We start from the raw sequence: 26,224 nt of genomic DNA on the forward strand, positions 1-26,224 counted from the left end.
CAACCTACGCCACCTGGTGGATTCGCCAGGCCATCACCCGCAGCATTGCCGACCAGGCGCGCACCATCCGCATCCCGGTGCACATGATCGAAACCATCAACAAGATGAACCGCATCAGCCGTCAGCATCTGCAGGAGTTTGGTTACGAACCCGACGCCTCGGTGTTGGCCGAGCGCATGGAAATCCCTGAGGACAAGATCCGCAAGATCATGAAAATCGCCAAAGAGCCGATTTCCATGGAAACACCGATTGGTGACGATGACGACAGCCACCTGGGTGACTTCATCGAAGACGGTGCCAACACCGCCCCGATGGAAGCCGCCATGCAGGCTGGCCTGCGCGACGTGGTCAAAGACATTCTCGACAGCCTGACCCCACGCGAAGCCAAGGTGCTGCGCATGCGCTTTGGTATCGAGATGACCAACGACCACACGCTGGAAGAAGTCGGCAAGCAGTTTGACGTGACCCGCGAACGCATTCGCCAGATCGAAGCCAAGGCCTTGCGCAAACTCAAGCACCCCAGCCGCTCGGACAAGCTGCGCAGCTTCACCGACAACCTGTAAACCCGGCCCCCTCAGCCGCGCCTGATGTCCCTGCTCCAGCGGGCATCAGGCTTTTTTTTCGCCTGGTTTCAGGCAACGCCACAACGGCGGACAACACGGCTTTTCAAAAAAAATCAAGCCAAATAGGCCATTAGCCCGGATAGAACATGCAGATATAGCTATATTATTTATAGCAATTCTCAGAATTCCTCGGTATCCACATCCAGATTACCTTGCGTGTTGTAGCGGCTGCCTGCCACGGAGTTCTGGTTGATGAGTGCCTCGACCCGCATCAGCGTGGCGGCATCCAGCCGCACATTCAGCGCCGCCAAGTTGTCGGCCAGATGGTCCAGGCGTGTGGTGCCGGGAATCGGGATGATGTCCGGCCCCTGGTGCAACAGCCAGGCCAGCGCCAGCTGCGCCGGTGTACACCCGGCCTCGGCGGCGATCGCCCGGTAGGCCGGCAGCAACTGACTGTTGACCGCCCAGTTGGCGGGCTCGAACCGGGGCATGGTGCGGCGCATGTCACCAGCCGCCAGACTGGCCGGATCAAGCACCTCGCTGCCCAGAAAGCCACGCCCCAGCGGGCTGAACGCCACAAACGCCACGCCCAGCTCCCGGCACGCCTGCAACACGGCGATTTCAGGGTTGCGCGTCCACAGCGAGTATTCGGTCTGCATGGCCGTGATCGGGTGCACCGCATGGGCCCGACGCAAGGTGGTCGCCGACATTTCCGACAGACCAATGGTGCGGATATACCCTTGACGCACCAGATCGCTCAAGGCACCGATACTGTCCTCAATCGGGATCGTCTTGTCCGGTCGGTGCAGGTAATACAGGTCAATCACCTCGGTCTGCAGGCGGCGCAGGCTGTCCTCACAGTTTTTGCGAATCGTCTCGGGACGGCCATCAATCACCCGCACTCGTTTGCCATCTCCCTTGAGGTCCACACTCATCAACCCGCATTTGCTGGCCAGGGTGAACTTCTGACGGTGTTTTTTCAACACCTGTCCGACCAGGATTTCATTGGCACCGGCACCGTACAGGGTTGCTGTATCAAACAGCGTGACACCGGCATCCAGCGCCCCCAGCAGAACCCGTTCCCCCTGCTCCAGTGACACCGGCGCACCGTAACCATGGCTGAGGTTCATACAGCCCAAACCAATGGCGCTGACCTGAAATGGTCCAAGTTGGCGTTGTTGCATGTTGATGTGTCCCGTCAAAAAACGCTGAAGTTTAGCGAGCCAGGCACCACAGCCCATCCAGAGCCCCCAGCTATCCCGATAATTCACCTCTTCATGCCGTCCAGTTCCGCTGCCTGACCAGCGGACGCCGGCAGCCCGACACAGCACAGGAGCAAACAATGCCAACAGCAAAAGCGATTCATATCCATGGCCAACCTGCAGCAGGTGGCAAATTTCCGCTGGTCTGTACCCCGCTGGTTGGCCGCACGGCTGAGCAGGTGATGTCCGAACTGCACATGGTTTTGGCCAAAAAGCCGGATGTGCTGGAATGGCGCGTGGATTTCTTCAAGGACATTGGCAACACGGCGGCCGTGATTGAGCAGGCCCGCCGCATCAAACAACTCGCTGGCGACACACCGCTGCTGTTCACACGGCGCTCGATCCGGGAAGGCGGCGAGCCCATTCCTTTGAGCGAGGACCAAGTGGTGGCACTGTATGAGGCCATCTGCGACAGCCAGAGTGTCGATCTGATCGACTTTGAAATGGCCAACGATGCCGGGCACATCGCCCGCTTGCGCCAGGCCGCCCAAACCCATGACATCCAGCTGGTTCTGTCATTTCACAATTTCTCCTGCACACCGGACCTGAACACACTGCTGGAGCGGTTCCAACAAGCGCAAGACCTGGGAGCCAACGTCGCCAAAGTCGCCGTCATGCCCAAGGGACTGGAGGATGTACTGACCTTGCTGAACGCCACCCTGCAAGCCAGCCGTACCTTGAACATCCCCTTGATCAGCATGTCCATGGGGCCGTTCGGATCACTGACTCGGCTGGTTGGCAGCGTCTTTGGTTCGGCCCTGACCTTTGCCGTCGGCGCCAGCAGCTCGGCGCCAGGTCAGGTGCCGATCGAAGACCTGAACACCGTGCTGGCGATTGTGCAAAAGTCTGTTTTCGGCAAGTAAGCCAACCAGACTGGGCCGTCCGGGCTTGTGCACTGGTCAGTCTGGTCTGACTAAAAATTTTGCAAAATCAGGCCCTAGCCCGCATGAAACAAGGCTGATCCGCTCTGATATTCAGAGTATCCAGATCCATCGTAATTTGACTAAGATCAATATATTAGTAGTTACTAATTTTATAATTCAGCGCATCAGGCCATCACGGATGCACCATCATCGTGGACCTGCCATCATGCCAAGGATGTCATCATGCGCAAGCTTCTTCCCCTCGCCCTCAGGGTGATCAGTCTGGCAAGCCTTTTGGGTTGCGGTTCATGGGCTCAGGCAGCTGACCCCGTCACCGACGCCATGCAGGCAGCCAACGCCCCCTATCGCCTGGCCCTGTACAAAACCAACAGCCAATCACAAACGGAAGCCCTGCAGGCCCTGATGCAGGCCCAGCAGGCCTGGGACAAACTCCGCACCCAGTTTGGCACCCAGCCCAGCGCGCCTTATGACCGTGACCCGGCGTTTACCACGTCACTCGCCGCGATCACCAAGGTGTATGACCAGGCGCTGGCAGAAGTCCATGCCAACCAGCTCTCGACCGCCCACAACACCCTGGAAGCCGTGCGCGACATCATGGCCAACATGCGCCAGCGTAATCAGATTGTGGTGTTCAGCGATCACATGAATGCTTATCACAGTCAGATGGAAGTCCTCATGCTGGAGGGCAACACCATCATGGCGCAACCCAAGGGCCTGCAGCTGCTGACAGCCCAAACCGGTGCCCTGAGCTACCTGGCCAAACGCCTGTCAACGCAAGCCCCGGAAACACTCAGGAAAAACACCGAATTCACCACACTGGTGGAAACCGTCAACCAGTCGGTCAGCCGCCTGGAAGCCGCCCTGCTGGAACAGGACACCACGGCCGTCAAAGACGCCATCAGCAAGCTCAAGGGTCCTTACAGCAAGCTATTTGCCAAATTTGGCTAACTTTTCAACATGATTGGAGTTTTTGATGAGCACATTTGACGCCATCGGTTTGATGAAAGACATCAACGACAACCTCGGACCCTTTCGCAAGACCCAGAGCGAAGCCATGCAGGGTTTCAGCCAGCTGGCCAAGGCCTCCATGGCTGAGGGCCTGGTCAGTGCCAAACACAAGGAAATGATGGCCCTGGCCATTGGCATCACGCAGCACTGCGGCGGTTGCATCGCCTTTCACGTCAAAGCCCTGCGCCGTCTGGGCTGCACCCGCGCCGAGCTGGAAGAGGCCTTGGCCGTGTGTGTCTACATGGGTGGTGGCCCCGGTTTGATGAGCGTCGCCGAGGCGCTGGACGCCTGGGATGCACTGGAACCCGCCGCGCCAGCCAGCGCCTGACCCCAGCAATCAGCAGCCGGCTCCGACGACCGACAAAGTGCAGAGCCGCAGCCTCGCCGCTGCGGTCGCGCTCGGGTGCGAGCGCAGATAGTTGTCTGCACATCCCCGTCATAATTCAGTGAGCCGGGTTTTGCATCGGGTATGTCCCAGCTACAAAACCTATAGCACCCCAACAATTTGGGGTATAGTTTGACATTTGAAACGGTGTCGTTATCGGCTTGCCCAGGCTGCGAACGGTTACTCAGTGTGTTGTGACAAAACCCATGCCCGAAGGAGATTCATCTTATGAGTACAAAAGAAAATGCCGCGATCAGTCAACTGCTGAGCCTGCTTGAATCCCGCTACGCCATTCGCGTGTTATGGGCACTGCGGGATGGTCACCCGCAAACTTTCCGGCTGCTGCAAGACAGTGTCGGCGGCGTAACGCCCAACACTCTCAACACCCGCATCAAGGAATTGCGGGAAGCCGGTCTGATGAATCATGGCAATGATGGTTATATCGTCACCCCGCTGGGCGCAGATCTGCTCAAGCGCATGGGTGATTTGTCCGCCTTTGCTGGCAAGTGGGCCAGCAGCCAGGCCAAAAAGAACGTTTGATCGGGTTGCCGCGCCAACCATCACCCCACAGACTAGGAACAGGTTTCATGACAACAACACCCTCGGGACTCGCCTATGAAGACACCGTCATTGGTGACGGCAGCGTGGCTGCCAATGGTCATCAAGTGATTGTTCATTACACCGGCTGGCTTTTCCAGGATGGTGTTCAAGGTGCCAAGTTCGACTCCAGCAAGGACCGCCGCGATCCCTTTGTCTTCCATCTGGGCGCCGGCATGGTGATTCGTGGCTGGGACGAAGGTGTCGCTGGCATGCGTGTGGGGGGTAGCCGTACCCTGATCATCCCGCCCGAACTCGGCTATGGTGCCCGTGGTGCCGGTGGTGTGATTCCACCCAATGCCACCCTCAAATTCGACGTGGAATTGCTGGGTTTATCCTGATCTGTTGACCGGGCGCGTGCCCTGTCTGCCTGAGGCACCACGTTAAGAGTGCCATCAGAAGCTTTTTTTGCGCCAAGGTCTTGAAATGCCATGACTTGGCGCCATGTCATGGCATTGTTATTTTCCAACTCCGTCTTACCGCATGTCTGACCCGACCTCCAACCCATCCAATGCGGATCACTCCGCCCACACCGCTGCAGCGGTCGACCAGCAAACCATTGATGACACCACCGCAGCCATGGCCAACTATGAAGCCGAGGCGCTGGCCAAATGCCAAGCCGACCTGGCGGAGTTGCAAGCCAAGAGCGCCGAACTGGCCGACCAGTACCTGCGCGCCAAAGCCGACGTGGAAAACGCCCGCCGCCGTGCCGAAGACGAAGTCGCCAAATCACGCAAATTCGCGCTGGAGGGTTTTGCCGACAGCCTGCTGCCTGTGATCGACAGCCTGGAAGCCGGCCTGAACATCAAGGATGCCACGCTGGAGCAAATCCGCGAAGGGGCCCAGGCCACGCTGCGACAGCTGGTGGCAGCTCTGGAACGCAACAAGGTGGTGGCCATCAACCCCGCCGCTGGCGCCAAGTTCGACCCCAACCAGCACCAGGCCATCAGTGTGGTGCCGTCCGAACACGAGGCCAATTCGGTCGTCAGCGTGCTGCAAAAAGGCTACCTGATTTCCGAACGGGTCTTGCGACCCGCGCTGGTGACAGTTGCCGCCCCGAAATAAACCACTGCTGCGGCTTGAAATACAGCCGGCCAGCCACAAGTTAAAGCCATCTGAAAATTAAGGAGTCTGTCATGGGAAGAATCATTGGTATCGATCTGGGCACCACCAACAGCTGTGTCGCCATCATGGAAGGCAATACCGCCAAGGTGATTGAAAACGCCGAAGGCGCACGCACCACACCATCCATCATTGCCTACCAGGAAGACGGCGAAGTGCTGGTGGGTGCCCCGGCCAAACGCCAAGCCGTCACCAACCCGAAAAACACCCTCTATGCCGTCAAACGCCTGATTGGCCGCAAATTTGTTGAAAAAGAAGTGCAAAAGGACATCGACCTGATGCCCTACAAAATCGCCGCCGCCGACAACGGCGATGCCTGGATTGAAGTCCGTGGCAACCGCCTGGCACCGCAGCAGGTCAGCGCCGATGTGCTGCGCAAGATGAAGAAAACCGCCGAAGACTACCTTGGCGAAGCCGTGACCGAGGCGGTGATCACCGTCCCGGCCTACTTCAACGATGCCCAGCGCCAGGCGACCAAGGACGCTGGCCGTATTGCCGGCCTGGAAGTCAAGCGCATCATCAACGAACCAACCGCAGCCGCCCTGGCTTTCGGCTTGGACAAGTCTGAAAAGGGTGACCGCAAGATCGTCGTGTATGACCTGGGTGGTGGTACTTTTGACGTGTCCATCATCGAAATCGCCGACGTGGATGGCGAAAAGCAGTTTGAAGTGCTGTCCACCAATGGCGACACCTTCCTTGGCGGTGAAGACTTCGACCAGCGCATCATCGACTTCATCATCTCCGAGTTCAAGAAAGAGCAAGGTGTTGACCTGAGCAAGGATGTGCTGGCCCTGCAGCGCCTCAAAGAAGCCGCTGAAAAAGCCAAGATCGAGCTCTCCAGCAGCGCCCAGACCGACATCAACCTGCCCTACGTGACCGCCGATGCCTCCGGTCCGAAGCACCTGAACATCAAGCTGACCCGCGCCAAGCTGGAAAGCCTGGTCGAAGAACTGATCGAGCGCACGATCGCCCCCTGCCGCACCGCCCTCAAGGACGCCGGCGTCAGCGCCTCTGAAATCCACGACGTGATTCTGGTTGGCGGCATGACCCGCATGCCCAAGGTCCAGGAAAAGGTCAAGGAACTGTTTGGCCGCGAGCCACGCAAGGACGTCAACCCCGATGAAGCCGTGGCAGTCGGTGCCGCCATTCAGGGCCAGGTGCTCTCTGGTGACCGCAAGGACGTTCTGCTGCTGGACGTGACACCGCTGTCCCTGGGTATTGAGACCCTGGGTGGTGTCATGACCAAGATGATTGCCAAGAACACCACCATTCCGACCAAGTTTGCCCAGACCTTCTCAACCGCCGAGGACAACCAGCCAGCGGTGACGATCAAGGTGTTCCAGGGTGAGCGTGAAATTGCCGCTGGCAACAAGTTGCTTGGCGAATTCAACCTTGAAGGCATCCCGCCGGCAGCTCGCGGCTTGCCGCAGATTGAAGTGTCGTTTGACATTGACGCCAACGGTATCTTGCATGTGGGCGCCAAGGACAAGGGCACCGGCAAGGAAAACAAGATCACGATCAAGGCCAACTCGGGTCTGTCCGAGGCTGAAATCCAGCAAATGGTCAAGGATGCCGAGATCAATGCCGCCGATGACAAGAAGAAGCTGGAACTGGTGCAAGCCAAAAACCAGGCTGAAGCCAGCCTGCACAGCGTCAAGAAGAGTCTGACCGAATACGGCGACAAGATCGATGCCGGCGAGAAGGAAAAGATCGAGGCGGCCATGAAGGACCTCGAAGAAGCGCTCAAAGGCAATGACAAGGCTGCCATTGACGACAAGAGTGCGGCCCTGATGACGGTCAGCCAGAAGCTGGGCGAAAAAATGTACGCCGACATGCAGGCCAAACAGGCGGCTGAAGGCGCACCTGAAGCGTCTGGTGCCCAGGCTGGCCCACAAGGTGGTGCGGCACAAGACGACAACGTGGTTGATGCGGAAGTGAAAGAAGTCAAGAAGCCTTAAACACCACCGCTTCGTCACCGATACTCACACAGCGAACATGCGCCGCGTTGATCACCGTACAGGTTCAACGCGGCGTTTGTATTGAAACCAGGCACGAATAGACCATGGCAAAAAGAGATTACTACGAGGTTCTGGGCGTTCCCAAGAACGCCTCGGACGACGAGATCAAGAAGGCTTACCGCAAACACGCGATGAAGCACCACCCGGACCGCAACCAGGGTGATGCCGCCAAAGCGGCGGAAGAAAAATTCAAGGAATGCAAAGAAGCCTATGAAATGTTGTCGGACCCGCAAAAACGCGCGGCCTACGACCAATATGGCTTTGCCGGCGTTGACCCGAACATGCGCGGCGGCCCCGGTGGCGCCGAGGCCTATGGTGGCTTTGCCGAAGCATTTGGTGACATCTTTGGCGACATGTTTGGCCAGCAGCGTGGCCGCACCGGTGGCCGGCAGGTCTACCGTGGTGGTGACCTGAGCTACGCCATGGAAGTGACCCTGGAAGAGGCCGCCAGGGGCAAGGATGCGCAGATTCGCATCCCCAGCTGGGACAACTGCGACACCTGCCATGGCACCGGCGCCAAGCCCGGCACCCAGGTCAAATCGTGTGGTACCTGCGGTGGCAGCGGTTCAGTACAGATGCGTCAGGGCTTTTTCAGCGTGCAGCAAACCTGCCCCACCTGCCGCGGCACCGGCAAGGTTATTCCCGAGCCTTGTACCGCCTGCCATGGCCAGGGCAAGATCAAGAAGCAGAAGACCCTCGAAGTCAAAATCCCGGCCGGCATTGACGGCGGCATGCGCATCCGTAGCGCCGGCAATGGTGAGCCTGGCACCAATGGTGGCCCGCCCGGTGATCTGTACATCGAGATCCGTCTCAAGAAACACGATATTTTTGAACGGGATGGTGACGATCTGCACTGCTCGGTGCCCATCAGCATCGTCACTGCCACATTGGGTGGCGAGATTGATGTGCCCACACTGGCTGGCAAGGCGGCCATCGACATCCCGGAAGGCACCCAGACCGGCAAGCAGTTCCGCCTGCGCGGCAAGGGCATCAAGGGCGTGCGCTCCAGCTACCCTGGTGACCTGTACTGCCATGTGCTGGTGGAAACACCGGTCAAGCTCACGGAACACCAGCGCAAGCTGCTGCGTGAACTCGATGAGTCGCTGAAAAAAGGGGGTGGCAAACATTCGCCCACAGGCGACAGCTGGACCGACCGCCTGAAAAGTTTTTTCAGCTGAGGCCCCGCGTCCCCCAATCGACGTTAAATCGCCCAAAATGATGCCACGCAGTTCACCACTGGCGTGGCATTTTTTTTGTCACCCAAACCATAAGGACAAGCGCACATGAGTGTCAACATCACATTCCTGGGCGGTGCCAGCACCGTGACAGGTTCCAAATACCTGGTCCAGCATGACGGCAAGAAACTCTTGATCGATTGCGGCCTGTTCCAGGGATACAAGCAGCTGCGCCTGCGCAACTGGACACCCCTGAGCGTGGCGCCCAGCCAGATCAACGCGGTACTGCTGACCCACGCCCACCTGGACCACAGCGGCTACCTGCCGCTGCTGGCCAAGGAGGGTTATGCCGGCCATGTGTATGCTACCCCCGGCACCCGCGACCTGTGCCGCATCCTGCTGCCTGACAGCGGCCACATCCAGGAAGAAGATGCGGAGTACGCCAACCGCCACAAACTCTCCAAACACGAGCCCGCGCTGCCCCTGTACACCCGGCAGGACGCGCTGGACGCCCTGCCCCTGATCAAGACGCAGGACTTTGGCAAGACCTTCAGCCCGATCCCAGGCTGGAAAGCCACCTTCCAGCCGGCCGGGCATATCCTGGGTGCCTCCAGCATCCTGCTTGAAGTGGCTGGCCGGCGCATCCTGTTTTCCGGTGACCTGGGCCGCCCGGACGACCTGATCATGAGTCCACCCGAAGATGCCCCCCAGGCCGACACCGTGCTGATTGAATCCACCTACGGTGACCGCATCCACCCTGATGAAGACGTGCTGGCCGAGCTGGCCCCTGCCCTGCAACGGGTGGCCAAACGCGGTGGCGTCGCCGTGGTGCCGGTTTTCGCCGTGGGTCGTGCCCAGGCCCTGCTGCACGCCATTCACCTGCTCAAGCTCAAAGGCCAGCTGCCATCCTCGCTGCCGGTGTTCCTGGACAGTCCGATGGCAGTGCACACCACCCATCTGTTTGAACACCATCCGGGGGAACACCGACTCAGCAAACAGGACAGCCACGCCCTCACCCATGGTGCCACCATGGTCAACAGCACGGATGAATCACGTGCGCTGGCGGCCCGGCATGGCCCGATGGTGATTCTGTCAGCCAGCGGCATGGCCACCGGCGGCCGGGTTCTGCACCACCTGGCGCATTACGCCGGTAACCACCGCAACATGATCATCCTGACTGGCTATCAGGCCCCCGGAACCCGTGGCGCCACGCTGGCCAGCGGTGCCAAGTCAGTGCGGATCCATGGCCGCGATGTCGACGTCAACGCCGAAGTGGTGCAACTGGAATCCGCGTCGGCCCACGCCGATGCCAATCAGTTGCTGGCCTGGCTGCGCACCATGCCGCAGGCCCCTGATCAGGTCTACATCGTGCACGGTGAAGTGGGCGCCGCCGATGCCTTGCGCTCGCGCATTGAACACGAGCTGGGCTGGCGCGCCATGGTGCCGGAACAAGGCTCGGTCTGGCCAACCTGAGCTCACGCCTTATGCAAAAAATGCTACATATTTAGTAGCAATCAAAGCATAAAACATCCGGGCTAGAGCCTGATTTAGCTATTGATCCCAACCGGTGTGAACGCGCTGCGGCGGCGGGCGTCAAGCGCAGGGCCGTCGGGACAAGGTTTTCCCAATACTCGGCCATAAAAATAGCCTCCAGCCCGGATCAAACAGGTGCTGGAAGCTATCAACTTGATTGTGTGAGCCGCCATCGGCGGCCCTTTGTCGCGGTTCGGTTTAAAACGCGTCCAATGGCAGCGCGGTCACGCAGGCCGCACCGTCAACGATGGCGTCGCGCAAACCGGGTGCCTTGACCAGCAGGTGGTCGGCATAAAAACGGGCAGTGGTGATCTTGGCCTGCATGAAAGCCGTGTCTTCACCACGCGCCAGCGCCTCTTGCGCCACCAGCAACGCCCGCGCCATTTGCCAGCCGGCCATCAGATTGCCCGCCAGCATCAAGTAGGGCACGCTGCCGGCAAACACGTCGTTCGGATGCGCCTTGGTGTTGCCGGCAACAAAATCCACCACATCAAGGAACGCCAGGCGGGCTGCCGCCAGACGTTTGGCCATGGCCAAGGCGTCGGCCGTGCCACTGGCGGTCAGCGCCGCCTCGGTGCCCTGCACCTGTGCGGCCAGCGCCTTGGCGGTCTGACCACCATCACGCGACGTTTTGCGGCCGACCAGGTCATTGGCCTGGATGGCGGTGGTGCCCTCGTAAATGGTCAGGATCTTGGCATCACGGTAATACTGCGCCGCGCCGGTTTCCTCAATAAACCCCATGCCGCCGTGCACCTGCACCCCCAGCGAGGTGACTTCCAGGCTCATCTCGGTGCTGTAGCCTTTGATCAGCGGCACCATGAATTCGTAGAAGCTCTGGTTTTGCTTGCGTGTCTCGGCGTCGGGGTGATGATGGGCCGCATCATAGGCCGCCGCCGCCACGCTGGACAGGGCGCGGCACCCTTCGGTGTAGGCACGCATGCTCATCAGCATGCGTTTGACATCGGGGTGGTGAATGATGGCGCCGGCTGCCGGCAGCGAGCCATCGACCGGGCGGCTTTGAATACGCTCTTTGGAGAATTCCACCGCCTTTTGGTAAGCCCGCTCGGCAATCGCCACGCCTTGCATGCCCACACCATAACGGGCGGCGTTCATCATGATGAACATGTATTCCAGGCCCCGGTTTTCCTGGCCGACCAGGTAACCCACGGCACCGCCGTGGTCGCCGAACTGCAGCACACAGGTTGGGCTGGCCTTGATGCCCATCTTGTGTTCGATGCTGACGCAATGCACATCATTGCGTGCACCCAGTGATCCATCCGGGTTGACCATGAACTTGGGCACGACAAACAAGCTGATGCCCTTCACGCCTTCGGGGGCACCGTTGACCCGGGCCAACACCAGATGAATGATGTTCTCGGCCATGTCATGCTCACCCCAGGTGATGAAGATTTTGGTGCCGGCAATCTTGTAAGTGCCATCGGGCTGGGGTTCGGCCTTGGTGCGCACCGCCGCCAGGTCACTGCCGGCCTGGGGCTCGGTCAGGTTCATGGTACCGGTCCATTGCCCACTGACGAGTTTCTCCAGGTAGGTGGCGTTGAGTTCGTCGCTGCCCGCAGTCAGCAGGGCTTCAATCGCGCCATCGGTCAGCAGCGGGCACAGGGCAAAGCTCAGGTTGGCTGAGTTTTGCATTTCACCCACGGCAGAGCCAATGGTTTTGGGCAGGCCCTGGCCGCCAAAGTCCACCGGGTGCTGCAGGCCTTGCCAACCGGCTTCGGTGTATTGTTTGAACGCATCCTTGAAGCCGGGGGTGGCGGTGACCACACCGTCTTTGAAGCTGCTGGGGTTTTTGTCGCCTTCCCAGTTCAGTGGGCCAAGCACGTTTTCACTGAACTTGGCGGCTTCTTCCAGCACGGCTTGTGCGGTGTCGAAACCCGCATCTTCCATGCCGGGCAATTGGGCGATCTGGTCGATGTTGGCCAAGTATTTCATGTTGAACAACATGTCTTTGACGGGGGCTTTGTAGCTCATGGCGTTTCTCCAATAAATGTTCAAACCAATCGAACTGGTGCTCAGACGAAAAAAAAGGGCATCCAACCGGATGCCCGCAGGAGTTGTCGCCTAAAGGGCGGCCACCAACTCAGGCACAGCGGTGAACAGATCAGCCTCCAGGCCATAGTCAGCCACGCTGAAGATCGGCGCCTCGGGGTCCTTGTTGATGGCCACAATCACCTTGCTGTCCTTCATGCCGGCCAGATGCTGAATGGCGCCGCTGATGCCCGCGGCAATGTAGAGCTGGGGCGCCACAATCTTGCCGGTCTGGCCCACTTGCCAGTCGTTGGGGGCATACCCAGCATCCACCGCCGCACGGCTGGCGCCCAGGGCCGCACCGAGTTTGTCGGCCAACGGCAGCATGACTTCGTTGAACTTTTCGGCCGACCCCAGGGCCCGGCCCCCGCTGACGATGATCTTGGCAGCCGTCAATTCGGGGCGTTCGTTCTTGGCAATTTCACTGCCGACATAGGTGGTGGCACCGGAACTGGCCACAGGCGCTATGGTTTCAATAGCTGCCGGGGCAGCTGTTGTCTGGGCTGCAGCATCAAAAGCCGTGGTACGCACGGTGATGACCTTGGTCGCGTCCAGGCTTTGCACGGTGGCGATGGCGTTGCCGGCGTAGATCGGGCGCTCAAAGGTGTCGGCAGCCACCACTTTGGTGATCTCGGAGATCTGGGCCACGTCGAGTTTGGCCGCCAGACGCGGGGCGATGTTTTTGCCCGAGGCGGTGGCGGCAAACAGGATGTGGCTGTAGTTGGCGGCGATGGCCTGGATTTGCACGGTGACGTTTTCCGCGATGGCGTGGGCCAGGGTGTCGGCATCCACATGCAGTACTTTGGCGACGCCGGCAATTTGTGCTGCCGCTGTGGCGACGGCGCCAGCGTTGTGGCCGGCCACCAGCACGTGGATGTCACCACCACATTGGGCAGCGGCAGTCACGGTGTTGAGGGTGGCGGGTTTGAGGGTGGTGTTGTCGTGTTCGGCAATGATGAGTGTTGTCATTTAGATCACCTTCGCTTCGGTCTTGAGTTTGGCAACCAGGGTGGCGACATCAGGCACTTTGATGCCGGCGCTGCGTTTGGGCGGCTCGTTGACTTTGAGGGTCTTGATGCGCGGGGTGACGTCCACTCCGAGGTCTTCGGGTTTGATGGTTTCCAGCGGCTTTTTCTTGGCCTTCATGATGTTGGGCAGGGTGACGTAGCGGGGCTCGTTCAGGCGCAGGTCGGCGGTCATGACGGCCGGCAGGGTGACGTTGAGGGTTTCCAGGCCGCCGTCGATTTCGCGGGTGATGCTGGCTTTGCCGTCGGCGACTTCGATCTTGCTGGCGCAGGTGACCTGGGGCAGGTCGGCCAGGGCGGCGAGCATTTGGCCGGTCTGGTTGCAGTCGTCGTCAATGGCTTGTTTGCCCAGGATGATCAGGCCGGGTTGTTCTTTGGTGACCAGGGCTTGGAGCAGTTTGGCCACGGCCAGGGGCTGGAGGTCTTCGTTGCTCTCAATCAGGATGGCGCGGTCGGCACCGATGGCCATGGCGGTGCGCAGGGTTTCCTGGCATTGGGCCACACCGCAGGAGACGGCGATGATTTCGCTGGCCAGGCCTTTTTCTTTCAGGCGCACGGCTTCTTCGATGGCAATTTCGTCAAACGGGTTCATGCTCATTTTGACGTTGGCGGTGTCTACGGCCGTGTTGTCCGACTTGACGCGAACTTTCACGTTGTAGTCCACCACGCGCTTGACTGCGACCAGGACTTTCATAACGCTCTCTCCAAAGTAGTAATTAAAAAGGTCAGAACCATCACGCACACGTCAAATCAATTGACGTGCACGTCAACCTGAGCATTCTATGCCGACCGACCTGTCAGCTTGCTGCAGTGCAATGCTGATGGGTCAAAAAAGCCATAAACGAACGATCGTGCTTTTTATTATAGGCAGGTCAGGCCGACCGCTGGTGGATCACCCGCTGCGGGTAGGGAATGTCAATCCGGTGCTCACGCAGCAGCCGCAAAATTTCCAGATTGACCAGCGAACGCAGGTTGTCACTGCCATTTTCGGGGTCGGCAATCCAGTACCCGAGCCGGAACGCCAGCCCATCGGCACCAAAGGCCATCAAAGCCACCGCAGGGGCCGGATCGCGCAGCACCCGTGCCTGAGCGGTGGCCGCTTGCAACAACAGGCGCGACACCAGTTCCACATCACTGTCATACCCGACCGACACCTCGGTCGACTGCCAGACCTTGGGGTCGGCCAGCGAAAGGTTTTCGACCCGACTGGTGATCAGCAGCTCATTGGGCACAATCGACTCGCGCCCCGACAGCGAACGGATCACCGTATAGCGCGCATTGATCTGGGTAACGATGCCGGTAAAGTTGTCCACCATCACACTGTCACCAATACGCATGCTGCGCTCGGCCAGGATGACAAAACCACTGACGTAATTGGCCGCCAGCTTCTGCAGGCCAAAACCAATACCCACCCCCACGGCACCGCCCAGCACCGACAGCGCCGTCAGGTCAATGCCCACCGCCGACAAGGCCAGCAGCAGGCCAACAAACATCAGCAAGGCGCGCGTGGCATTGCTCACCGCCTTGCGCAGACTCAGCTCACTGCCGGTGGCCGAACGCAGCAGCCGAGATTCGATCGCCGACGAAATCCACAGGGTGATGATCAGCACCAGACCAGCAGTCAACGAACCCTCGATGATCTTGCGCACCGACAGCTGCGTGCCGCCGACCCGCCAACTGATCTGGTCCAGCTCCTCCATCAGCAACGGCAACAGGCCACTGACCCACAACACCATGGCCAGCCAGGCCACCCACGAAATGGTGCGCTCCAGCAGCCGGATCAGTGGTGTTTCATCAAAAGCCGCTTGCAACACCTTGACCCCGAGCCGGATCATCAGCAGGGCCAGCAACACCGGCACCGCAAGCTTGAACACCGCCAGCGGCACCGACTGGGCCACCAGCTTGCGCGCCAGGTAAGCCAGGCACAACCACAGCGCCGGAAACAGCACACCATCCACGATGCGCCGGCCAAACATGATGGAATTGGCCGGGCGCCCCACAAACGCCCTGGCCACCAGGCCGGAGAGCAACCAGGCCAGCAGGGCACAGCCCAGCAGCGCCGCCAACTCCATCAATGCGCTGGTTTGCGCCAGCGCTGCCAACCAGCCATCCAGTCCAGTCAAACGCGCATCAGACATCGGCCAGCACCCGGATATGCGCTTCCACGCTACGCGCCAGCGGACTCATCACATAGCCCCCCTCCAGACAACTCACCACCCGGCCCTGGGCATGGTGGCGTGCCACATCCATGATGCGGCTGGTGATCCAGGCGTAATCGTTTTCCACCAGGCCCAGTTGGCCCATGTCGTCCTCGCGATGGGCATCAAAACCAGCGCTGATCAGGATCAGCTCAGGCTTGAACTCCTCCAGCCGGGGGATCCAGGCCGCCTCAATCAGCTCACGGATATCCATGCCCTTGGTGTAGGCCGGCACCGGCAGGTTGACCAGGTTGCTGGCACCGGAATGCTCCCAATCCAGCGGGTAAAACGGGTGCTGGTAAAAACTCGTCATCAGAATGCGCTTGTCGCCCTTGACAATGTCCTCGGTGCCGTTGCCGTGGTGCACGTCAAAGTCCACAATCGCCACGCGGTGCAGGTTGTGCCGCTCCAACGCGTATTTGGCGGCAATCGCCACATTGTTGAAAAAGCAAAAGCCCCCGGCCTTGGCCCGGCAGGCATGGTGTCCGGGTGGACGCACCGCGCAAAACGCGGTCTTGAACTCCTTGGCCATCACCGCGTCCACCGCGTCAATGGCCGCACCGGCCGCATGCAGCGCCGCCTCCCAGGTGTGGACATTGAGGCTGGTATCCGGGTCAATCTGGGCGTGGGTCGGGCCGCCAGCTTCAATTTCCTCCTTGAGCGAGTCACTCAGGCCACGCAAAGAGGCCACATACATGCGATCATGCGCCAGCTCAATGTCCGCCAGCGACGCCGGCGTGGCCACGCGCCGGTCCAGCGCCACCTCCAGCCCCGAGATCAGCAAACGGTCATCAATGGCATCAAGCCGCTCGGGACACTCCGGGTGACCCGGGCTCATTTCATGCTGGCGGAAACTGGGGTGTGAAAAGAATCCGGTCATCGTCATAACCAACGGTCTCCTGTGTTTATATTTTGGTAAGGTTAGCCTATGAACATCCAAGAAAAACTTACAGCCCTTGTTGATCAGCTTAACACGGTGATTGTCGGCAAGCTTGAGCAAACGCAAGACTGCGTGGCCTGCCTGCTGGCCGGTGGACACCTGCTGATCGAGGACGTCCCCGGTGTCGGCAAGACCACACTGGCGCACGCCCTGGCGCGCACCTTCGGGCTGGCGTTTTCGCGCGTGCAATTCACCGCCGACCTGATGCCCAGCGACCTGCTTGGGGTGTCGGTGTTTGAACGTGGACAGGACAAGTTTGTGTTTCACCCCGGCCCGTTGTTTGCCCAGGTGCTGCTGGCCGATGAAATCAACCGCGCCAGCCCCAAGACCCAGAGCGCACTGCTTGAAGCCATGGAAGAAAAACAGGTCACGGCAGAGGGCCTGACCCGCCCGCTGCCGACACCGTTTTTTGTCATCGCCACCCAAAACCCGCACGACCAGCTCGGCACCTACGCCCTGCCCGAGTCCCAGCTGGACCGTTTTCTGATGCGCATCTCGCTGGGTTACCCCGATCGTGCTGCCGAACGGCAATTGCTCAATGGCAACGACCGGCGTGATCTGGTGGTCGCCCTGCCCGCCTTGCTGACCGCCGACGAACTGCTGGCGCTGCAACAACAAGTGCTGGCGGTGCACGCTGCGGCCCCGCTGCTGGACTACCTGCAGGACCTGGTGGCCGCCACCCGCTCGGGCCAGTGGTTTGTCCAGGGCCTGAGCCCGCGTGCCGGCATCGCCGTGCTGCGGGTGGCCAAGGCACGCGCCCTGCTCAGCGGGCGCGACTACGTGGCCCCCGACGACATCCGCGCCATCCTGCCGCAAACCATTGCCCACCGGCTGGTGCCCACCGGTGAGGCCGGCCGCGGCGCCACCGAACAGGTCCGTGCCATGCTCGACGCTGTGCCGCTGCCCTGAACGGTCTGCCTGCCCCATGAACCACATCCTGTTGTCACTGCGTCACCCGGTGCGCTATATCCGCGCCCGTTTTGACCGCTGGTGGCAGGCCCGACTTCCTTTCACTGATCACCTGACGCTGAACCAGCGCAACGTCTATATCCTGCCCACCGGTGCCGGGCTGATGCTGGCGTTGACCCTGCTGGTGCTGCTGGTGGCCTCGATCAACTACCAGCTCAATCTGGGCTACCTGCTGACCTTTCTGCTGGCCGGTTGTACCCTGGTGGCGATTCACGTCAGCCATGGCACCTTGCGCGGCCTGACACTCCACCTGAGCCCGCCCGAGCCGGTGTTTGCCGGTGCTTTGGCCCTGGTCACCGTGAACCTGGTGAACACCCGACGACGCCCGCGGTACGCCATCGGGCTGGCGGTGCTGGACAGCGGGCACTGGATCCACACCAACGTGGCAGCGCAGGCCAGCGCCACGGTGCAGCTGAGCTGGCGGCCCGGGCTACGCGGCCTGCACCGCCTGCCCAGCCTCAGCGCCCAGACCTTTTTCCCGCTGGGCACGTTCCGGGTCTGGGCCCTGTGGCGGCCAGCGGCCCAGCTGCTGGTCTACCCCCAGCCCGAAACCCCGGCGCCCCCCTTGCCGTCCGGCCAGTCGGACGCCGGCCAAAGCCAGGCCAGCGCCCGGCACCATGACGGTGAGCCCGACGGTCTGCGCCCCTACCGGCGCGGCGACACACTGAAAAACATCGTCTGGAAAAAGGCCGCCAAAACCGGCGAGCTGGTCAGCCGCGACAGCGTGGCCCTGCAGCACCGCACCCTCTGGCTGGAACGCCAGCACACCGGCCTGAGCCACCCCGAGCAACAACTCAGCCGCCTGTGCGCCTGGGTGCTGCAGGCCGACCAGCTGGAACTGAACTACGGCCTGCGGCTGGGTCACCAGGACATTGCCCCCGACCACGGCCCGGCCCAGCTGCAACGCTGCCTGCGGGCACTGGCCCTGGCCTGAGAGGCTGTGCCGCACCCATGATCACGACCACCCTCCGCCAACTGCCGCGCGACACCCGTGACACGCTGTTCATGCTGCTGGTCATCGCCTGGGTGGTGACGCCGTTGCTGGGCGAACTGCCCTGGTGGTGCGGCCCGCTCACTGCCGCGGTCATCCTGTGGCGCGGCACACTGGCCTGGCGCGGGCTGGCCCTGCCCTCGGCCTGGTGGCGCCTGGGCCTGCTGGCACTGGCCATGGCCGCCACCCTGCTGAACTACAAAACCCTGCTCGGGCGTGACGCCGGCGTCACCCTGGTGGTGGTGTTGCTGTCGCTCAAAACCCTGGAACTGCGCGCCCGGCGTGACGCCTTTGTGGTGTTTTTCCTCAGCTTCTTCCTGATGCTGACCAATTTTTTCTACTCACAGTCGCTGCTCACCGCAGCGGCCATGCTGCTGGCCCTGCTGGGCCTGCTGACCGCGCTGGTCAACGCCCACATGCCGGTAGGCCAGCCGCCGCTGTGGCAGGCCGCCCGGCTGGCCGGCAGCATGACGCTGCTGGGGGCGCCGATCATGGTGGTGCTGTTCATGCTGTTTCCACGGCTGGCGCCGCTGTGGGGGGTGCCCGGTGACGCCATGAGCGGGCGCAGCGGCCTGTCGGCCCAGATGACGGTGGGCAACATCGCCAGCCTGGCGCTGGACGACAGCGTGGCCATGCGCATCACGTTTGAAGGTGCCCCACCGGCGCAAAGCGAGTTGTATTTCCGCGGCCCGGTGTTGTCGCACTTTGACGGCCAGCGCTGGCAACCCCTGAGGGACTTTGGCAGCCTGCGCAGCACCAGCGCCGCGCTGCAGGTCCAGGGCGCCCCCATTCGTTACCAGGTCACACTGGAGCCCAACCAGCACCCCTGGCTGCTGGCGCTGGATGCCATGCCGAGCGCACCGGCGCTGCCCGGCCGGCGCGCCCGCATGACGGCGGAACTGCAATGGCTGCTGGACGGCAATGTCACCGAACTGCTGCGTTACCGCGCCACCAGCTACCCGCAGTTTGTCCACGGCCCGCTGCTGCGCACGCCCGAGCTGCAGCCCTACCTGACCCTGCCCTTTGGGTACAACCCGCGCACCGAACAGCTGGCGCAAGAGTTGCGGCGCCAGACGCCGGCAGGCCAGTCGACCAGCGAGCACGTCATCACCCAGGCGCTGGAGCGCCTGCGCAGCGGCGGCTACGTCTACACGCTGGAGCCCGGTGTTTATGGCCGCGACACCGCCGACGAATTCTGGTTTGACCGCAAGGCCGGGTTTTGTGAACACATCGCCTCCAGCTTTGTCATCCTGCTGCGTGCTGCCGGGGTGCCTGCCCGGGTGGTCACCGGCTACCAGGGCGGCGAACGCAATGCGCTGGACGGCTTCTGGACCGTGCGCCAGAGCGACGCCCACGCCTGGGCCGAAGTCTGGCTGGCTGGCCGTGGCTGGGTGCGGGTCGACCCCACGGGCGCCGTCGCCCCGTCACGCACCGGCAGCCTGCTGCGCCTGCAAAGCCCGCGCGGGATCATCACCAACGCCCTGCTCGGCAATGTCAGCCCGCAACTGGCACTGAACCTGCGCGCCGCCTGGGACGCGGTCAACAACCGCTGGAACCAATGGGTGCTGAACTACAGCCAGGCCAGTCAATTCAAGCTGCTGCAGAACATCGGCTTTGAGTCCCCCAGCTGGGAAGACCTGGTCTACCTGCTGTGCGCCATCGTGGTCGTGGTCAGTCTGGCTGGCGCCGCCTGGAGCGCCTGGGACCGCCACCGCCAGGACCCCTGGCTGCGCCTGCTCAACCGCGCCCGGCAGCGCCTGCAGCGCGCCGGACTCACCCTGCCCGAGCACAGCACACCGCGGCAACTGGCCGGGCAATTACAAAGCCAGCAGGCGGCCAACCCCGACGCCCAGGCCCTGGCCCACTGGCTGCTGCGCCTGGAGACCCTGCGTTACGCCCCCGACACGCCGTCGGGCGCACGCACGTTCCGCCAGCAGCTCGCTACACTGCAACGCGAACTCCGGCAACTGCGCTGGGGCGCCTGAAAAATCCGTTCCCGCCATGACCTCAACTGTTCTCCGCCGCACCACAATTGCTATATTATTAATAGCAATAGGCACAACAAACACGTGGGCTGAGGCCAAAAAACACCTGAAGAAAAAGAAAACGGCCAAGTCTGCCGCCAGCGCCCCTGCGGTACCCGGCCCCAGCTACGCCCAACGCGCCGACGCCCTGCGCTGGGCTGACGACATCGCCCAACAGCGTGATCTGGATGCGGCCTGGGTGCGCCAGACCCTGGCCCAGGCGCGCTATATCCCGGCCATCGCCAAGGCCATCACCCCGCCGCCCGTGGGCACCGCCAAAAACTGGGCGCTGTACCGCAGCCGCTTTGTCGAGCCCATGCGCATCCAGGCCGGCGTGGCGTTTTGGCAGGCGCACCGCGACACCCTGCTGCGCGCTCAGGCCGACACTGGCGTGCCGGCCGAGATCATCGTCGGCATCCTCGGGGTCGAAACCATTTACGGCCAGCAGATGGGCAACTTCCGGGTGCTGGACGCGCTGGCCACGCTGGCGTTTGACTTTCCGGCCAGCCACCCGCGCGCACCTGAGCGCAGCGCCTATTTCAAGGGTGAACTGGCGCAATACCTCAGCCTGATGCAACGCAGCGGCACCGACCCCACCCGCCTGCGCGGCAGTTATGCCGGCGCCATGGGCCTGCCGCAGTTCATGCCGACCAGCTGGTCCAAATACGCCACCGACTTTGACGGTGACGGCAAGATCGACCTGTTTGCCAGCCCGGGTGACGCCATCGGCTCGGTGGCCCAATACTTCAAGTCCTTTGGCTGGCAGCCCGGGCTGCCCACCCACTACCCGGTGAGTTTCGATGCGGCCAAACTCAAGCTCGACACCCTGATGGCGCCCGACATCCTGCCCACCTTCAGCGTCGCCAGCTTTCAGGCCAACGGCGCCGTGCTCAGCGGAGATGCCCTGAAACACCCGGGCCAGCTGGCCCTGATCGAACTGCAAAACGGTGATGCCCCCGCCAGTTATGTCGCCGGCACCGACAACTTTTACGTCATCACCCGCTACAACTGGAGCAGCTACTACGCCATGGCGGTGATTGAGCTGGGCCAAGCGGTGATGCAGGCCGTCAACCCAAATACGCCCAGCGCGGCCAGCCGCTGAATTCGCTATGCTTTCAATAGCTAAACAAGCTGATTTCAACCGGGCTAGCGCCCGATTTTTCTCATAAACACCATGCCGCTCAGCTGGAACGAAATCAAATCCCGCGCCCTCACCTTCAGCCGCACCTGGGCCGATGCCGCCCATGAAGACAGCCAGGGCAAGCCGTTCTGGATCGACTTTTTCGAGATCTTCGGCATCACCAACAAACGTGTCGCCACCTTTGAGCACGCCGTCAAAAAGCTGCCCGGCATGCACGCCAAGACCGACGGCTTTGTCGATCTGTTCTGGCCCGGCATGTTGCTGGTGGAGCAAAAGTCACGCGGCAAAAACCTCGACGCGGCACTGACGCAGGCACTGTCCTACTTTCCCGGCATTGCCGAGCGGGATTTGCCGCAGCTGGTCATCGTCTGCGACTTTGCACGTTTTCGGGTGCATAAGCTTGCCACCGGTGAGACCATCGAATTTGCCTTGAAAGACCTGCACAAACACATCAAGTTGTTTGGTTTTGTGGCGGGCTACAAGGTGCAGGAGATCAAGCCGCAAAACCCGGTCAACATCAAAGCCGCAGAGCGCATGGGCCGCCTGCACGACGCGCTCAAGGCCAGCGGCTACGCGGATCACCCGCTGGAAGTGCTGCTGGTGCGCCTGCTGTTTGGCCTGTTTGCCGACGACACCGGCATCTTCCAGCCCGCGCAGGCGTTTCGCACCTTCATTGAAGAGCGCACCGCCACCGACGGCTCAGACCTGGGGCCACGGCTGGCGCAACTGTTTCAGGTGCTCAACACCCCGGAAGACAAACGCAGCAAAAACCTGGACGAGCAGCTGGCGGCGTTTCCGTATATCAACGGCAAGCTGTTTGAAGAAGCGCTGCCCATGGCCGACTTCAGTGCCGCCATGCGTGAGGCGCTGCTTGATGCCTGCGCGCTGGACTGGTCGGCCATCAGCCCGGCCATTTTTGGCAGCCTGTTCCAGAGCATCATGGACAGCACCGACCGGCGCAACCTGGGCGCGCATTACACGTCGGAGGAAAACATCCTCAAACTCATCAAGCCGCTGTTTCTGGATGCGCTGTGGGCAGAATTTGACAAGGTCAAGGGCAACAAGAACCGGCTGTTTGATTTCCATAAAAAGCTGCGCACCCTGACCTTTTTTGACCCGGCCTGCGGTTGTGGCAATTTTCTGGTGATCAGCTACCGCGAGCTGCGTGAGCTGGAGCTGGCCGTGCTGCGCGCCTCGCACACCAGTGGGCAGATGAGTGTGGACGTGCACCAGCTCATCGGCATCAATGTCGATCAGTTTTACGGCATCGAGATTGAGGAGTTTCCGGCCCAGATTGCCCAGGTGGCGCTGTGGCTGATGGACCACCAGATGAACCTGCGGGTGAGCGAGGAGTTTGGCCTGTACTTCGCCCGCATTCCGCTGCGCACCTCGCCGCACATCGTCCATGGCAATGCGCTGCGGGTGGACTGGAATGAGGTGATTCCGGCTGAGCGTTGCAGTTTTGTGTTGGGGAATCCGCCGTTTGTGGGCGCCAAGTTCATGGACGATGCGCAGCGTGAAGACACCCGGCGGGTGTTTGCGGGCATTGACAACGCGGGCTTGCTTGACTTTGTGGCGGCTTGGTATGTGAAGGCAGCCAACTACCTGAAGTCCGTACACCCGGCGCTGGTTGAAGAGACTCCGGCGCGGGCGGCGCAGATGCCGGGGGCTCATACGCTTCGCTTTTTGAAATCGCCCCCAACATCCGCACCACCCACGCCTCATGGGATGGGCGAAGCCCATGGGAGTCAAGTCCGCTGCGCCTTCGTCTCCACCAACAGCATCACGCAGGGTGAACAGGTCGGCGTGCTCTGGGGCTGGCTGCTGGCGCAAGGCGTACACATCCACTTTGCGCACCGCACCTTTCGCTGGAGCAATGAGGCATCAGGCAAAGCCGCCGTGCATTGCGTGATCATTGGTTTTGGTCTGCAAGACTTGCCCGGCAAGGTGATCTTTGAATACGACGACATTCGGGGTGAGCCACATGCCGTTCAGGCAGCCAACATCAATCCCTATTTGGTGGATGCGCCCGATGTGGTGTTGCCACGCCGCTCGTCGCCCATTTGCGCCGTGCCTGACATCGGCATTGGCAACAAACCCATCGACGATGGCAATTACCTGTTCAGCACCGAAAAGCGAGATGCCTTTATTGCAGCGGAACCCGCCAGCGCCAAGTGGTTTCGCCGCTGGTTGGGGGCGGACGAATTCCTGAACGGCTATGAGCGCTGGTGCCTGTGGCTGGGCGACTGCCCTCCCGCCGAACTTCGCGCCATGCCAGAGGCCATGAAGCGGGTGCAAGCGGTCAAAAACTTCCGTCTGGCCAGCAAAAGTGCGCCGACGCAAAAACTTGCCCAAACGCCGACCCGGTTTCACGTTGAGAACATTCCATCAGCCCCCTATCTGGTGTTACCCGAGGTGTCCTCTGAGCGGCGACCGTTCATACCGTTCGGGTTTGAATGCCCCGACACTTTGTGCAGCAATCTGGTCAAACTTGCGCCTGATGCCACCTTGTACCACTTCGGCATCCTCTCCAGCACCATGCACAACGCCTGGGTGCGCACCACCTGTGGTCGGCTGAAAAGCGATTACCGCTACTCCAAAGACATCGTCTACAACAACTTCCCCTGGCCAGAATTTCCCGAAAGTTCAGAGCAAAACAAGGCTCTAGCCCGCATAAACAAAGCACAATTAGCTATTGAAACCGCAGCACAAACGGTGCTCGACGTGCGCGCCAAGTTCCAGTCTGGCGACCAGCCTGCCACGCTGGCTGACTTGTATGACCCGCTCACCATGCCGCCCGAGCTGCTGAAAGCACATCAAAAACTCGACACCGCCGTGGACAAGGCCTATGAGGCCAGCGGCGGCAAAAAGAGCTACAAAAATGATGCCGAGCGCGTCGCCTTTCTGTTTGAGCTGTACCAAAAGCTCACCAGCCTGCTGCCTGCCGAGAAGCCAAAACACAAACGCACACCAAAGGGCGCATAAAGCTCCATTACGGAACCTGTTGCTGTAAAATCGAGCAACCACAACAAGGAACGAAAATGGCCATCAACGTCAAACTCTCAGAAACTTTGGTAGACCAGGCAAAGCTCTACGCCAGCGTTGAACACCGTTCGGTGCCAAAGCAAATTGAATACTGGTCGCAGATTGGCAAGATCGCTGCCGAAAATCCGGATTTGTCATTCAGCACCATCCAAGCGATTTTGCGGGCTGATCAGGAAGAGCCCATTGGCGAATACCAGTTTGGCTGATGCGTTTTCTTGTCACGCCCACCTTTGACCGAACGGTCAAAAAATTGCACCGTCAGCAAAAGCTTGATCTTGATGCTGCGGTTCAAGCCATTGCTGCGGATACGGCAGCCGGAGAAGCCAAGGTCGGTGACCTGGCGGGTGTTCAGGTCTACAAGTTCAAAATGAGCGGCCAATTGTGCTTGCTGGCCTATCGTGTTCTCGATGAGGAAACCATCAAATTGCTGATGGCTGGCCCGCATGAGAATTTTTATCGTGATCTCAAGCGGCTCGACGCTTGAGTTTGCTCACGCAACCCACACACCCTCAAACGTCTGGTAAAGCGCACCAATATGTCCGACGACAAACCAAAGCCAAAGCGCAGTGCAAAATTGGCAACCACCAAGTAAAGTCACGGACCAGCAAGGAGCCACCATGACAAACACACAAGCACTTCGGCGGCAGATCGCCCAGCTACCCGCACTGGATCGCATTGCTTTGGTCGAACACATCTTGCAGGGCCTGGATGCACCCGACAAATCCATGGATGCCTTGTGGGCCAACGAGGCAGAAGCCCGACTTGCAGCCTACAAGGCGGGGCAAGTCAAAACCATTCCACTCTCCGAGGTGTTGGCCAAATACCGCGTGTCATGAACTTCAGTCTGCTACCAGACGCGCAGGCTGAGCTGGACGATGCCTTTCAGTGGTATGAAGCACAAACGGCAGGACTGGGAGAACGGTTTTTGGGCGAGGTGGTCACGCCTTTGGTTTGATTCAGCAATTTCCCAGTGCCTGGCATCCGCTCAGCCCAAGCACCCGGCGTTGCCGGTTGAAGCGTTTTCCCTATGGCGTGATCTACGCTCAGGTTGACGATGAGATTGTGGTGCTTGCGATTGCACATTTGCACCGCGAGCCCAACTACTGGTCAGGGCGATTGAATACAGATCGTCCACGGGATGACTAAGGGCTCAACGCCTGAACGGCCTCAAGCCACCACCACGCCCTCAAACACTGGGTACAGCGCATCCACCCAGCCGTCCACCTCGGCATCACTCACCTGCAGAAACGCCATACATTCGGCCCCATGGGCCAGCCATTCGCGCTGGTCCTTGACCC

The 26,224-nt window shown here is 60.7% G+C and carries 25 protein-coding genes; 19 read left to right on the forward strand and 6 right to left on the reverse strand.

The window, feature by feature from the left end; genetic code table 11:
• Positions 1-563, forward strand: a 563-nt coding sequence (locus PHW99_RS07585; RefSeq protein WP_300175330.1) for a sigma-70 family RNA polymerase sigma factor, incomplete at its 5' end; no start/stop codon positions are given.
• 179 nt (positions 564-742) lie between these two features.
• Here the strand turns inward: PHW99_RS07585 and PHW99_RS07590 are convergent.
• A complete protein-coding gene (locus PHW99_RS07590; protein WP_300175332.1) occupies positions 743-1,747 on the reverse strand; it encodes an aldo/keto reductase in 1,005 nt (334 codons plus the stop codon).
• Between the two features lie 158 nt (positions 1,748-1,905).
• Here PHW99_RS07590 and aroD point away from each other — a divergent pair, with 158 nt between their 5' ends.
• The 9 genes from aroD (at position 1,906) to PHW99_RS07635 (ending at position 10,487) form a co-directional block, all read left to right on the forward strand.
• The gene (aroD, locus tag PHW99_RS07595; RefSeq protein WP_300175334.1) at positions 1,906-2,688 is read left to right on the forward strand and encodes a type I 3-dehydroquinate dehydratase; all 783 of its coding nucleotides are present in this window, start codon (positions 1,906-1,908) and stop codon (positions 2,686-2,688) included.
• A 243-nt stretch (positions 2,689-2,931) separates the two neighbouring features.
• Positions 2,932-3,657, forward strand: coding sequence for a hypothetical protein (locus PHW99_RS07600; RefSeq protein WP_300175336.1), 726 nt, complete (start codon positions 2,932-2,934; stop codon positions 3,655-3,657).
• A gap of 25 nt (positions 3,658-3,682) precedes the next feature.
• Positions 3,683-4,045: a carboxymuconolactone decarboxylase family protein gene (locus PHW99_RS07605; protein ID WP_300175338.1), complete on the forward strand. Its 363-nt coding sequence runs from the start codon at positions 3,683-3,685 to the stop codon at positions 4,043-4,045.
• Positions 4,046-4,330: 285 nt separating this feature from the next.
• On the forward strand, positions 4,331-4,642 hold the full coding sequence (locus PHW99_RS07610; protein ID WP_300175340.1) for a winged helix-turn-helix transcriptional regulator: 312 nt from the start codon (positions 4,331-4,333) through the stop codon (positions 4,640-4,642).
• Positions 4,643-4,689: 47 nt separating this feature from the next.
• Complete coding sequence (locus tag PHW99_RS07615) at positions 4,690-5,040, forward strand: FKBP-type peptidyl-prolyl cis-trans isomerase (protein ID WP_300175342.1); 351 nt, start codon at positions 4,690-4,692, stop codon at positions 5,038-5,040.
• A gap of 142 nt (positions 5,041-5,182) precedes the next feature.
• Positions 5,183-5,764 carry a nucleotide exchange factor GrpE gene (grpE, locus tag PHW99_RS07620; RefSeq protein ID WP_300175344.1) on the forward strand — a complete coding sequence of 194 codons (582 nt, stop codon included), beginning with the start codon at positions 5,183-5,185 and terminating at the stop codon, positions 5,762-5,764.
• A 71-nt stretch (positions 5,765-5,835) separates the two neighbouring features.
• Positions 5,836-7,779: a molecular chaperone DnaK gene (dnaK, locus tag PHW99_RS07625; protein ID WP_300175346.1), complete on the forward strand. Its 1,944-nt coding sequence runs from the start codon at positions 5,836-5,838 to the stop codon at positions 7,777-7,779.
• Between the two features lie 104 nt (positions 7,780-7,883).
• Positions 7,884-9,017, forward strand: a complete 1,134-nt coding sequence (gene dnaJ, locus PHW99_RS07630; protein WP_300175348.1) for a molecular chaperone DnaJ — start codon at positions 7,884-7,886, stop codon at positions 9,015-9,017.
• 105 nt (positions 9,018-9,122) lie between these two features.
• Entirely contained in the window at positions 9,123-10,487 is a 1,365-nt protein-coding gene (locus PHW99_RS07635; protein ID WP_300175350.1) for an MBL fold metallo-hydrolase, read from the forward strand.
• Positions 10,488-10,745: 258 nt separating this feature from the next.
• Here the strand turns inward: PHW99_RS07635 and PHW99_RS07640 are convergent, their stop codons facing one another.
• The 5 genes from PHW99_RS07640 to PHW99_RS07660 form a co-directional block, all read right to left on the reverse strand.
• On the reverse strand, positions 10,746-12,536 hold the full coding sequence (locus PHW99_RS07640; RefSeq protein WP_300175352.1) for an acyl-CoA dehydrogenase: 1,791 nt from the start codon (positions 12,534-12,536) through the stop codon (positions 10,746-10,748).
• 90 nt (positions 12,537-12,626) lie between these two features.
• Positions 12,627-13,562 (reverse strand): FAD-binding protein, encoded by a 936-nt coding sequence (locus PHW99_RS07645; protein ID WP_300175354.1) that lies wholly within the window; start codon positions 13,560-13,562, stop codon positions 12,627-12,629.
• Positions 13,563-14,312: an electron transfer flavoprotein subunit beta/FixA family protein gene (locus PHW99_RS07650; RefSeq protein ID WP_300175356.1), complete on the reverse strand. Its 750-nt coding sequence runs from the start codon at positions 14,310-14,312 to the stop codon at positions 13,563-13,565. It abuts the gene before it with no gap.
• A 178-nt stretch (positions 14,313-14,490) separates the two neighbouring features.
• A complete protein-coding gene (locus PHW99_RS07655) occupies positions 14,491-15,756 on the reverse strand; it encodes a mechanosensitive ion channel domain-containing protein (protein ID WP_300175358.1) in 1,266 nt (421 codons plus the stop codon).
• A complete protein-coding gene (locus tag PHW99_RS07660) occupies positions 15,749-16,702 on the reverse strand; it encodes a histone deacetylase family protein (protein ID WP_300175360.1) in 954 nt (317 codons plus the stop codon). Before PHW99_RS07660 ends, PHW99_RS07655 begins: the two co-directional genes overlap by 8 nt.
• Positions 16,703-16,744: 42 nt before the next feature.
• Between PHW99_RS07660 and PHW99_RS07665 the strand changes: the two genes are divergently transcribed.
• The 9 genes from PHW99_RS07665 (at position 16,745) to PHW99_RS07705 (ending at position 25,881) form a co-directional block, all read left to right on the forward strand.
• A complete protein-coding gene (locus PHW99_RS07665) occupies positions 16,745-17,665 on the forward strand; it encodes a MoxR family ATPase (protein WP_300175362.1) in 921 nt (306 codons plus the stop codon).
• 16 nt (positions 17,666-17,681) lie between these two features.
• Complete coding sequence (locus tag PHW99_RS07670) at positions 17,682-18,659, forward strand: DUF58 domain-containing protein (RefSeq protein WP_300175365.1); 978 nt, start codon at positions 17,682-17,684, stop codon at positions 18,657-18,659.
• A gap of 17 nt (positions 18,660-18,676) precedes the next feature.
• Positions 18,677-20,701 carry a DUF3488 and transglutaminase-like domain-containing protein gene (locus PHW99_RS07675; protein ID WP_300175367.1) on the forward strand — a complete coding sequence of 675 codons (2,025 nt, stop codon included), beginning with the start codon at positions 18,677-18,679 and terminating at the stop codon, positions 20,699-20,701.
• A 16-nt stretch (positions 20,702-20,717) separates the two neighbouring features.
• Entirely contained in the window at positions 20,718-21,842 is a 1,125-nt protein-coding gene (gene mltB, locus PHW99_RS07680) for a lytic murein transglycosylase B (RefSeq protein WP_300175369.1), read from the forward strand.
• Between the two features lie 72 nt (positions 21,843-21,914).
• On the forward strand, positions 21,915-24,866 hold the full coding sequence (locus tag PHW99_RS07685) for a DNA methyltransferase (RefSeq protein ID WP_300175371.1): 2,952 nt from the start codon (positions 21,915-21,917) through the stop codon (positions 24,864-24,866).
• 56 nt (positions 24,867-24,922) lie between these two features.
• The gene (locus PHW99_RS07690; protein ID WP_300175372.1) at positions 24,923-25,132 is read left to right on the forward strand and encodes a hypothetical protein; all 210 of its coding nucleotides are present in this window, start codon (positions 24,923-24,925) and stop codon (positions 25,130-25,132) included.
• Entirely contained in the window at positions 25,132-25,410 is a 279-nt protein-coding gene (locus PHW99_RS07695; protein ID WP_300175374.1) for a type II toxin-antitoxin system RelE/ParE family toxin, read from the forward strand. The genes PHW99_RS07690 and PHW99_RS07695 overlap by 1 nt, the downstream gene beginning before the upstream one ends.
• 133 nt (positions 25,411-25,543) lie before the next feature.
• Positions 25,544-25,762, forward strand: coding sequence for an addiction module protein (locus PHW99_RS07700; RefSeq protein WP_300175376.1), 219 nt, complete (start codon positions 25,544-25,546; stop codon positions 25,760-25,762).
• A complete protein-coding gene (locus PHW99_RS07705; RefSeq protein WP_300175378.1) occupies positions 25,759-25,881 on the forward strand; it encodes a hypothetical protein in 123 nt (40 codons plus the stop codon). Before PHW99_RS07700 ends, PHW99_RS07705 begins: the two co-directional genes overlap by 4 nt.
• The last annotated feature ends 343 nt before the right edge of the window (positions 25,882-26,224 follow it).

The organism is Rhodoferax sp. (assembly GCF_028689305.1).
Taxonomy (GTDB): Bacteria; Pseudomonadota; Gammaproteobacteria; order Burkholderiales; family Burkholderiaceae_C; genus Rhodoferax.

What these genes read in the sequence shown, in the direction of transcription:
- PHW99_RS07590 (WP_300175332.1), bottom strand. Translation starts at nt 1,747, where the DNA reads ATGCAACAACGCCAACTTGGACCATTTCAGGTCAGCGCCATTGGTTTG.
- aroD (WP_300175334.1), top strand. Translation starts at nt 1,906, where the DNA reads ATGCCAACAGCAAAAGCGATTCATATCCATGGCCAACCTGCAGCAGGT.
- PHW99_RS07600 (WP_300175336.1), top strand. Translation starts at nt 2,932, where the DNA reads ATGCGCAAGCTTCTTCCCCTCGCCCTCAGGGTGATCAGTCTGGCAAGC.
- PHW99_RS07605 (WP_300175338.1), top strand. Translation starts at nt 3,683, where the DNA reads ATGAGCACATTTGACGCCATCGGTTTGATGAAAGACATCAACGACAAC.
- PHW99_RS07610 (WP_300175340.1), top strand. Translation starts at nt 4,331, where the DNA reads ATGAGTACAAAAGAAAATGCCGCGATCAGTCAACTGCTGAGCCTGCTT.
- PHW99_RS07615 (WP_300175342.1), top strand. Translation starts at nt 4,690, where the DNA reads ATGACAACAACACCCTCGGGACTCGCCTATGAAGACACCGTCATTGGT.
- grpE (WP_300175344.1), top strand. Translation starts at nt 5,183, where the DNA reads ATGTCTGACCCGACCTCCAACCCATCCAATGCGGATCACTCCGCCCAC.
- dnaK (WP_300175346.1), top strand. Translation starts at nt 5,836, where the DNA reads ATGGGAAGAATCATTGGTATCGATCTGGGCACCACCAACAGCTGTGTC.
- dnaJ (WP_300175348.1), top strand. Translation starts at nt 7,884, where the DNA reads ATGGCAAAAAGAGATTACTACGAGGTTCTGGGCGTTCCCAAGAACGCC.
- PHW99_RS07635 (WP_300175350.1), top strand. Translation starts at nt 9,123, where the DNA reads ATGAGTGTCAACATCACATTCCTGGGCGGTGCCAGCACCGTGACAGGT.
- PHW99_RS07640 (WP_300175352.1), bottom strand. Translation starts at nt 12,536, where the DNA reads ATGAGCTACAAAGCCCCCGTCAAAGACATGTTGTTCAACATGAAATAC.
- PHW99_RS07645 (WP_300175354.1), bottom strand. Translation starts at nt 13,562, where the DNA reads ATGACAACACTCATCATTGCCGAACACGACAACACCACCCTCAAACCC.
- PHW99_RS07650 (WP_300175356.1), bottom strand. Translation starts at nt 14,312, where the DNA reads ATGAAAGTCCTGGTCGCAGTCAAGCGCGTGGTGGACTACAACGTGAAA.
- PHW99_RS07655 (WP_300175358.1), bottom strand. Translation starts at nt 15,756, where the DNA reads ATGTCTGATGCGCGTTTGACTGGACTGGATGGCTGGTTGGCAGCGCTG.
- PHW99_RS07660 (WP_300175360.1), bottom strand. Translation starts at nt 16,702, where the DNA reads ATGACGATGACCGGATTCTTTTCACACCCCAGTTTCCGCCAGCATGAA.
- PHW99_RS07665 (WP_300175362.1), top strand. Translation starts at nt 16,745, where the DNA reads ATGAACATCCAAGAAAAACTTACAGCCCTTGTTGATCAGCTTAACACG.
- PHW99_RS07670 (WP_300175365.1), top strand. Translation starts at nt 17,682, where the DNA reads ATGAACCACATCCTGTTGTCACTGCGTCACCCGGTGCGCTATATCCGC.
- PHW99_RS07675 (WP_300175367.1), top strand. Translation starts at nt 18,677, where the DNA reads ATGATCACGACCACCCTCCGCCAACTGCCGCGCGACACCCGTGACACG.
- mltB (WP_300175369.1), top strand. Translation starts at nt 20,718, where the DNA reads ATGACCTCAACTGTTCTCCGCCGCACCACAATTGCTATATTATTAATA.
- PHW99_RS07685 (WP_300175371.1), top strand. Translation starts at nt 21,915, where the DNA reads ATGCCGCTCAGCTGGAACGAAATCAAATCCCGCGCCCTCACCTTCAGC.
- PHW99_RS07690 (WP_300175372.1), top strand. Translation starts at nt 24,923, where the DNA reads ATGGCCATCAACGTCAAACTCTCAGAAACTTTGGTAGACCAGGCAAAG.
- PHW99_RS07695 (WP_300175374.1), top strand. Translation starts at nt 25,132, where the DNA reads ATGCGTTTTCTTGTCACGCCCACCTTTGACCGAACGGTCAAAAAATTG.
- PHW99_RS07700 (WP_300175376.1), top strand. Translation starts at nt 25,544, where the DNA reads ATGACAAACACACAAGCACTTCGGCGGCAGATCGCCCAGCTACCCGCA.
- PHW99_RS07705 (WP_300175378.1), top strand. Translation starts at nt 25,759, where the DNA reads ATGAACTTCAGTCTGCTACCAGACGCGCAGGCTGAGCTGGACGATGCC.